The following is a 6,627-nucleotide window of genomic DNA, read 5'->3' as shown; positions in this document are numbered from 1 at the left end:
CTATAGGTGCGCATGCAACCTTAATCAGGTAACATGATGAAATCAAAAAAATTAAATTTCTGAATTCCGAACCGATTCCACATTCTTGCCTCAATTGCTCTTCATACGGAAACAATGGTTGCCCATGTGGCGATCTGGTCTGAAGTGAGGAATTCAAGCTATGCGCCCATCTCGTATTATTTTAAGTTTTGCCATTGTCGTTGGTGTTGCGGGGTGTGTGAAATCTGTTGAACCCAAGTTCAGCACGCGCGGCGCAGCTTTGGACCAAACTTCGACCGCTACATCAACGAGCGAACTTCAAATGGCACAGCAAACAAATGCGCTGAACCAGATGACGCGGGACATTATTCGCAAGTCCACAATCAATGGTGCCGCTATTGGCGCACTTGCTGGATGTGGCTTGGTCGTTCTGTCTGCCAGTAATGCAAAAAGCTGCGTCGCTGGCGCGCTTACCGGTGGCGCAATTGGTGCGATTGCCGGCAATGCCCAAGGCAAGGCTAACGCTGCAAAGCGTGTTGAGCTGGTTTCGCCCAGCGCGCTGGTCCGCTCGATCGGCAAAGCTGATGACGCTATGGACGTGGTTAGCCGTGATCTGCCCAGCCTTTTGGCGCAGCAGGATGCAGAGCTGGATGCGCTAAACCAGCAGATGGCATCAGGTCAATTGACCCAAGCACAATTCACGAAACGCTTTGAGGTAATTAAAGCCAACCGCGAACAACTTGCAGAAGCGCTGAGCCTCAGCGCAGCGCAAGCCAATGAGGCGCACCGTAACCTGCAAGGTGCCCAAGCCAAGGGTCAAACAGGACTGGACTGGCATCTGAACGCGACGAAACAGCTTGCGCGAGAAGCAACATCAGCCCGATCCGCGATCTCTTTGCTCTGATAACCAAGCGGGCAGAAGCGCCGTAGCACACTGATATTCATCACAAACCCCAAAGTCGTCAACAATCACAAGAAAAATGGAAACAATTCACATTGTTGCCCCAATTGGGTTGCTTGATTGACCTCAAACACCCGCATGGGTTGAGACAGAAATGCAAGGGAATGTTAAAATGCGTCGAGTTATCTGTGGTTTGATTTTGGGTTTTTCAGGTTTGGTTTCCGGGTGCGTTGGCATCACCGAACCGACCTTCGCAACACGCAACGCCGAGGCCAGCCTGGATCTTGATATGCAAAGCCTTGTGCGCAACCAATCCAATGACCTGCTGACATTGACGCAAGCCCTTGAAAACCATGCAAAGCGCGACTTTTCATCTTCGAGGTCGCTGGACCGCGATCTGGAAGAAACGATAACGCATATGGACCAGCTTCATATGAACCTGCCCGCGCTTCTGGCTGCGCAAGATGTGGAGGTTGCTGAACTTCGCGATGGCGTTCTGAATGGATCAACCCAAAAGGCAGCGCTAAGCGAACGTATTCAAGACGTTCAAACCTATCGGAAATCTTTGCTTGGCTCGCTTAACGCTAGCGCAGATCGCGCCAATGCGGCGGCACAAAAGTTAATGTCTGCCTATGGTGCCGGACGTGTTGATCTGGGTGCGCAAACTCAGACAGCGCAGGGCCTTGCCCGCGATCTGAAAGCAGCGCGCACAATGATTGAAATGCAGCTTTAAAGCAGCGCCTAGCGCGGGCTGCGCTTGGCCAGGATGCGTTGCAGCGTTCGGCGATGCATATTAAGACGGCGCGCCGTTTCACTGACATTGCGATCACACAGCTCATAAACACGTTGAATATGCTCCCAACGCACACGATCCGCGCTCATCGGGTTTTCTGGTGGTGGGGGCAATTCGTCATCCCCTGCAAGCAAGGCGTTTGTCACATCTGTGGCGTCCGCAGGCTTTGACAAATAATCCGTCGCGCCAATCTTGACGGCAGCAACTGCCGTGGCAATCGCGCCATATCCCGTCAAAACGACGATACGGCTTTCTGGACGCTTTTCACGCAGCACTTCAACCACATCTAAACCGTTGCCATCCTCAAGACGAAGATCAACGACCGCGTAAGCAGTCGGGCGCGCTGTTGCGATCGCTTTTCCTGCAGCGACCGAACCTGCGGTCTCCACCTCGAACCCGCGTTTCTCCATAGCTTTTGCAAGGCGGCGCAGAAACGGTTCGTCGTCATCGACAAGCAATAGGGACTTATCTTCACCGATCTCTCGGATTGCTTCTGTGTTCACGCGTGAACCTCCCAATGCTGCGCAATTAATAGACTTTTACGCATCTCGGGCGAATGGTCAAACCTTTGTGCGGTTTGGACCTAGATCATTTGTTATCAATAAAGCACTGGATCGTTTCTGCCATCTGTTCCGCGCCGATTTCACGGCGGAAAAATTCGACAAATCCGTGCTCTGGCAGGACCAGATAAGAAAAGGTTGAATGATCCACGAGATAGTATTCGTCATCGCCGGGATTAACTTTGTAATAGGTGCGATATGCCTGGCTTGCAGCCTTTACCTGGGCAGGCGAGCCTGTCAGGCCAATCATGCGTTCATGCAGGTTATCTGCGAACTCTCCAACAACTTCAGGCGTGTCGCGCGCTGGGTCGATTGAAATGAAGATCGGCGTAATTTCAGTGCCATTCTCTAGCAAGAGATCCGTCGCTTCAGCGTTTCGCGAGGTATCAAGAGGGCAAACATCCGGGCAGAACGTATAACCAAAGTAGATCAGCGAAGGCTGTGTAATGACATCTTTTTCCGTTACCTCCTTGCCCGTCTCATCGAGCAAAGTGAATGGCCCGCCAATTTGACCCGTGCCACCAGCGACCTGGCCGATGCGACACTCGGCAAATTGGTCATCAGATCCACCGAATAACGTGAAAAGCCAGATACCGACCATGGCAAGAACCACAACAAGCGTAGCGACTATGGCGAAAAAACGTGTCATTGGCTGCTCCTACAGTGTCAGCGTGGATGTTGATTAATACTACCCGCTCCGACTATCACTTGAGACAGGCGTTGAAAATGCGCCAACGCAAGAAGCGCCGCGTCAAATCGCGCGCAAAACAGTATTGAAGCGAACTCAATGGCCGAGATCAGTATCACTTCGTCTTTTGGCGCACAGCGGCATAACTGGATTCGTCTGCGCACGATGATCCTTTTGCGCTGGGTCGCAATATTCGGGCAAATCGCGGCAATCACTGTTGCGCAATACATGTACCACCTCCAGCTAGAGCTTGGGTTGTGCTATCTGGCAATCGGCGCCTCGATCACGGGCAATCTATTTGCGATCTTCATTTTTCCCGAGAACCGTCGCCTGTCGGAAAACGAGAACCTGCTAATGGTTGTCTACGATCTGCTTCAGCTGTCATTCTTGCTGTTTCTCACAGGCGGGCTGAATAATCCCTTCGCGCTGTTACTGCTAGGGCCAGTGACGGTATCTGCGGCGGTGATGTCTCTGCGTTCAACGGTGCTGCTTGGCTTTCTTGCTATTTTTATTGTGACCATTCTCGCGCAGTATCACTTTCCGCTTCGCACTGAAGAAGGGTTCATCCTGCGCATTCCCAACGTATTTGTCTTTGGCAACTGGGTCGCCTTCGTCATCGCACTACTTTTCCTCAGTGCCTATTCTTGGAAAACGACCAATGAAATGCACACCATGTCAGAGGCCTTGCAAGCCACCCATTTAGCCCTGTCGCGCGAACAAAAACTTACCGACATCGGCGGCGTTGTGGCGGCGGCGGCGCATGAACTTGGCACACCGCTCGCGACAATCAAACTGGCCAGCGCCGAATTGATGGACGAACTGGCAGATCGCCCTGATCTTGCCGAGGACGCCAAGCTTATTCGCCAGCAGGCCGACCGATGCCGCGACATTCTGCAATCCATGGGCCGCGCTGGAAAAGATGATTTGCACCTGCGCAAGGCACCATTGAACACAGTGCTTCAAGAAGCGGCGGAACCGCATGTAAGTCGCGGCAAGCAGGTCCATTTTGAGCACGCTGATCCGCTTAAAGGCCGCGGTGTTCAACCCGAGATTTTGCGACGCCCCGAAGTCATTCACGGCGTGCGCAATCTGGTACAGAACGCTGTTGATTTCTCACGCGAAAATGTCTGGGTTGAAAGCTCTTGGAGCGAAGACACCATCGCTATTCGTATCGTTGACGACGGTGACGGATTTCCACCGCATTTGATCGGGCGTATCGGCGATCCATTTGTGCGCCGCCGCAAAAGCGAGAAAGAGCGCTCCGCCCGCCCTGAATACGAAGGCATGGGATTGGGGCTTTTCATCGCGAAAACGCTGCTTGAACGGTCAGGCGCTGAACTAAGCTTCGCGAATGGATCAAGCCAGTATTCTGGCGAAAACCATCCGAAACGCGGCGCGATTGTCGAAGTGGTCTGGCCCCGCAAAAACATTGATGCGGCCTTTTCCGATATCGCTGAAATCAAAGGTGGAAACATCAAGAATCCGACGCATTAACGTTTGGTTTAACCATTCGTTAACGCTCTTGCCCCTAATTTGCCCAATACGCGCAAGAAGGGTGCTTGATGTTCACTACTCTCACTTTGTTCGATCTTTGTGTGGTCATATTCGCTGCACTTTTCTCAGCGGGCGCGCTCCTGCTTGGCAGCCGCTTAATGCGCCCATTTCCGAAAGCAACATCAAACCCGCAGATATCCCCTCAATCTCTCAGCTTTGATTTTGATCTCTCGGGCGAACTGATCGCTTCGAACGAGCTGGGCGCAGACTTGCTTGCCGACCTAGGGCTTGCTTTTCCAAATTGGGATCAATTCCGCACCCAATTTGCCAACCGCTTTCCGGATCTTCCCTTCGATTTGGACGGTGACGCCAAGCTGGGGATCATTGTGCTGACATCCAGCTCAATCGCCGATCCAATGGAGCTGGAGTTCGAGCGTCACAAAAAGGGCGTCACGATATGTCTCAGAACTGATGGGACCACTGCGCTTTCGACCGACGGCGATCTTCATATTGCCCTGTCCAGCCTGAACGATCTCGATCTCATTCGCGCGGTAAGTGAGCACGCGCCGTTTCCTGTTTGGCTCACTTTGCCAGATGGCGGCATCGGCTGGTCTAATGAGCGTTACAAGACCCTTGATGCCCAGATTGTCCGGTCTTCCGGCGATCCCCTTGCCCCCTTATTCCAGATGCCCGACGCGGGGAGCGAACCAAACAAGGCCGTTCGCGTTTCGCTAAAGGACAACGCACACAACCGCACCTATTGGTTTGACGTATCGCGCACCGCATTCAAGGATGGTTTTCTGAATTTCGCTGTGGACATACACGCGGTGGTGAATGCGGAATCTGCCCAGCGCAACTTTGTTCAAACCCTTGCAAAAACCTTTGCGCATCTTGCAACAGGGTTGGCGATCTTTGATCGAAACCGTCAACTGGTTCTGTTCAACCCCTCGCTTATCGACCTTACCGAATTGCGGCCCGATTTCCTTACCGCCCGCCCGAACCTGTTTTCCTTTTTTGATCAGCTACGTGACAATCAAGTGATGCCAGAGCCAAAAAATTACGCAAACTGGCGCGAACGTATTGCGGATGTTGTAACCGCCGCAAGCGACGATAACTTCAGTGAAATCTGGCACCTTCCCAATGGTTTGACCTACCGGGTCACAGGCAGGCCCCATCCAGACGGCGCAATTGCGTTCCTGTTTGAAGACATTAGCGCCGAAATCTCCCTCACACGCAGGTTTCGGGCCGAGGCTGATGTCACGCGCTCCGCGCTGGATGCGCTGGATGAGGGTATTGCGATTTTCAATGCCGCTGGCGTCCTGCAACAAAGCAACCGCGCGATGGTTGAATTTTCAGGATTGGACGAAGGCGGGCAGATAAATCAGATGACGGTGCATGACATCACGCGCGTCTGGCAAGCAAGGTGTCGGCCCAGCCCCGCATGGGGCGAGGTGCGCGATTTTATTTGCGGTGAAACAGAGCGGGAGACATGGAACACTGAGCTACGCAGCAAGGACGGCCACCCCGTCAAACTGCAAGTTTCCCCGCTCGCATCAGGCGCAACTCTGGTCACAGTTTCGCAGGTCGCTTTAGCGCCCGCCATGCAAAGCAAGAAGCGCTCTCCCACGTTCGCCGCATAACACCATTTCGCGGTTTCCACGCCTGCAAAGGTGCCGTAACTTGGCACCATGTCCGAGGCAATCACGCAACTCATCGTAAACTCTACTGCCCAAACCGCCGCGCTTGCGCAGCGTGTTGGCCTACAATTGCGTCAAGGTGATACGATCTTACTGCAAGGTGATATCGGCGCTGGGAAAAGTTTTTTCGCCCGCTCGCTAATCCAATCACTGCAAGACATTCCAGAAGACGTCCCCTCGCCGACTTTCACCCTTGTCCAGACCTACGAAACGCGTGCTGGCGAAATCTGGCATGCTGATCTCTATCGGCTTTCAGATCCCGATGAAGCAGAAGAGCTTGGCCTGACCGATGCTTTCACAACCGCAATTTGCCTGATCGAATGGCCAGATCGCCTTGCAAGCCTAACGCCGATCAACGCACTCACCCTATCAATTGAAACAACTGACGTTGACGATCAACGGAACATCACCTTTGCAGGTGGCTCGGTTGATCTCAAAAACAGACTGTCAAAGGCCTTGGTATGACTCCCAGAGAACAGATTATTACTCGGTTTTTAGAGGGCACGAAGTGGCAA

The 6,627-nt window shown here is 53.0% G+C and carries 7 protein-coding genes; 5 read left to right on the top strand and 2 right to left on the bottom strand.

Going from position 1 to position 6,627, the window contains the following annotated elements; all coding sequences use genetic code 11:
- Positions 1-160: 160 nt before the first annotated feature.
- Positions 161-883, top strand: coding sequence for a hypothetical protein (locus tag WBC85_RS08695; protein WP_424435398.1), 723 nt, complete (start codon positions 161-163; stop codon positions 881-883).
- A 169-nt stretch (positions 884-1,052) separates the two neighbouring features.
- Complete coding sequence (locus WBC85_RS08690; protein WP_424435395.1) at positions 1,053-1,613, top strand: hypothetical protein; 561 nt, start codon at positions 1,053-1,055, stop codon at positions 1,611-1,613.
- Between the two features lie 8 nt (positions 1,614-1,621).
- Here the strand turns inward: WBC85_RS08690 and WBC85_RS08685 are convergent, their stop codons facing one another.
- Both WBC85_RS08685 and WBC85_RS08680 read right to left on the bottom strand, forming a co-directional pair.
- Positions 1,622-2,176 carry an ActR/PrrA/RegA family redox response regulator transcription factor gene (locus WBC85_RS08685; RefSeq protein WP_424435392.1) on the bottom strand — a complete coding sequence of 185 codons (555 nt, stop codon included), beginning with the start codon at positions 2,174-2,176 and terminating at the stop codon, positions 1,622-1,624.
- An 85-nt stretch (positions 2,177-2,261) separates the two neighbouring features.
- Positions 2,262-2,882: an SCO family protein gene (locus WBC85_RS08680; protein WP_424435389.1), complete on the bottom strand. Its 621-nt coding sequence runs from the start codon at positions 2,880-2,882 to the stop codon at positions 2,262-2,264.
- Positions 2,883-3,020: 138 nt separating this feature from the next.
- On the opposite strand from WBC85_RS08680, the gene regB reads away from it, so the two are divergent.
- The 3 genes from regB (at position 3,021) to tsaE (ending at position 6,577) form a co-directional block, all read left to right on the top strand.
- The gene (gene regB / locus WBC85_RS08675; protein ID WP_424435386.1) at positions 3,021-4,415 is read left to right on the top strand and encodes a sensor histidine kinase RegB; all 1,395 of its coding nucleotides are present in this window, start codon (positions 3,021-3,023) and stop codon (positions 4,413-4,415) included.
- 158 nt (positions 4,416-4,573) lie between these two features.
- A complete protein-coding gene (locus tag WBC85_RS08670) occupies positions 4,574-6,055 on the top strand; it encodes a PAS-domain containing protein (protein WP_424435383.1) in 1,482 nt (493 codons plus the stop codon).
- Between the two features lie 48 nt (positions 6,056-6,103).
- Positions 6,104-6,577 carry a tRNA (adenosine(37)-N6)-threonylcarbamoyltransferase complex ATPase subunit type 1 TsaE gene (gene tsaE, locus WBC85_RS08665; RefSeq protein WP_424435380.1) on the top strand — a complete coding sequence of 158 codons (474 nt, stop codon included), beginning with the start codon at positions 6,104-6,106 and terminating at the stop codon, positions 6,575-6,577.
- Positions 6,578-6,627: the final 50 nt, after the last annotated feature.

Origin of the sequence: Planktotalea sp., from assembly GCF_049680325.1 — a bacterium.
Classification (GTDB): Bacteria; Pseudomonadota; Alphaproteobacteria; order Rhodobacterales; family Rhodobacteraceae; genus Planktotalea.
The sequence above is the reverse complement of the archived record's forward strand: the minus strand, read 5'-3'. Positions and strand labels throughout refer to the sequence as shown.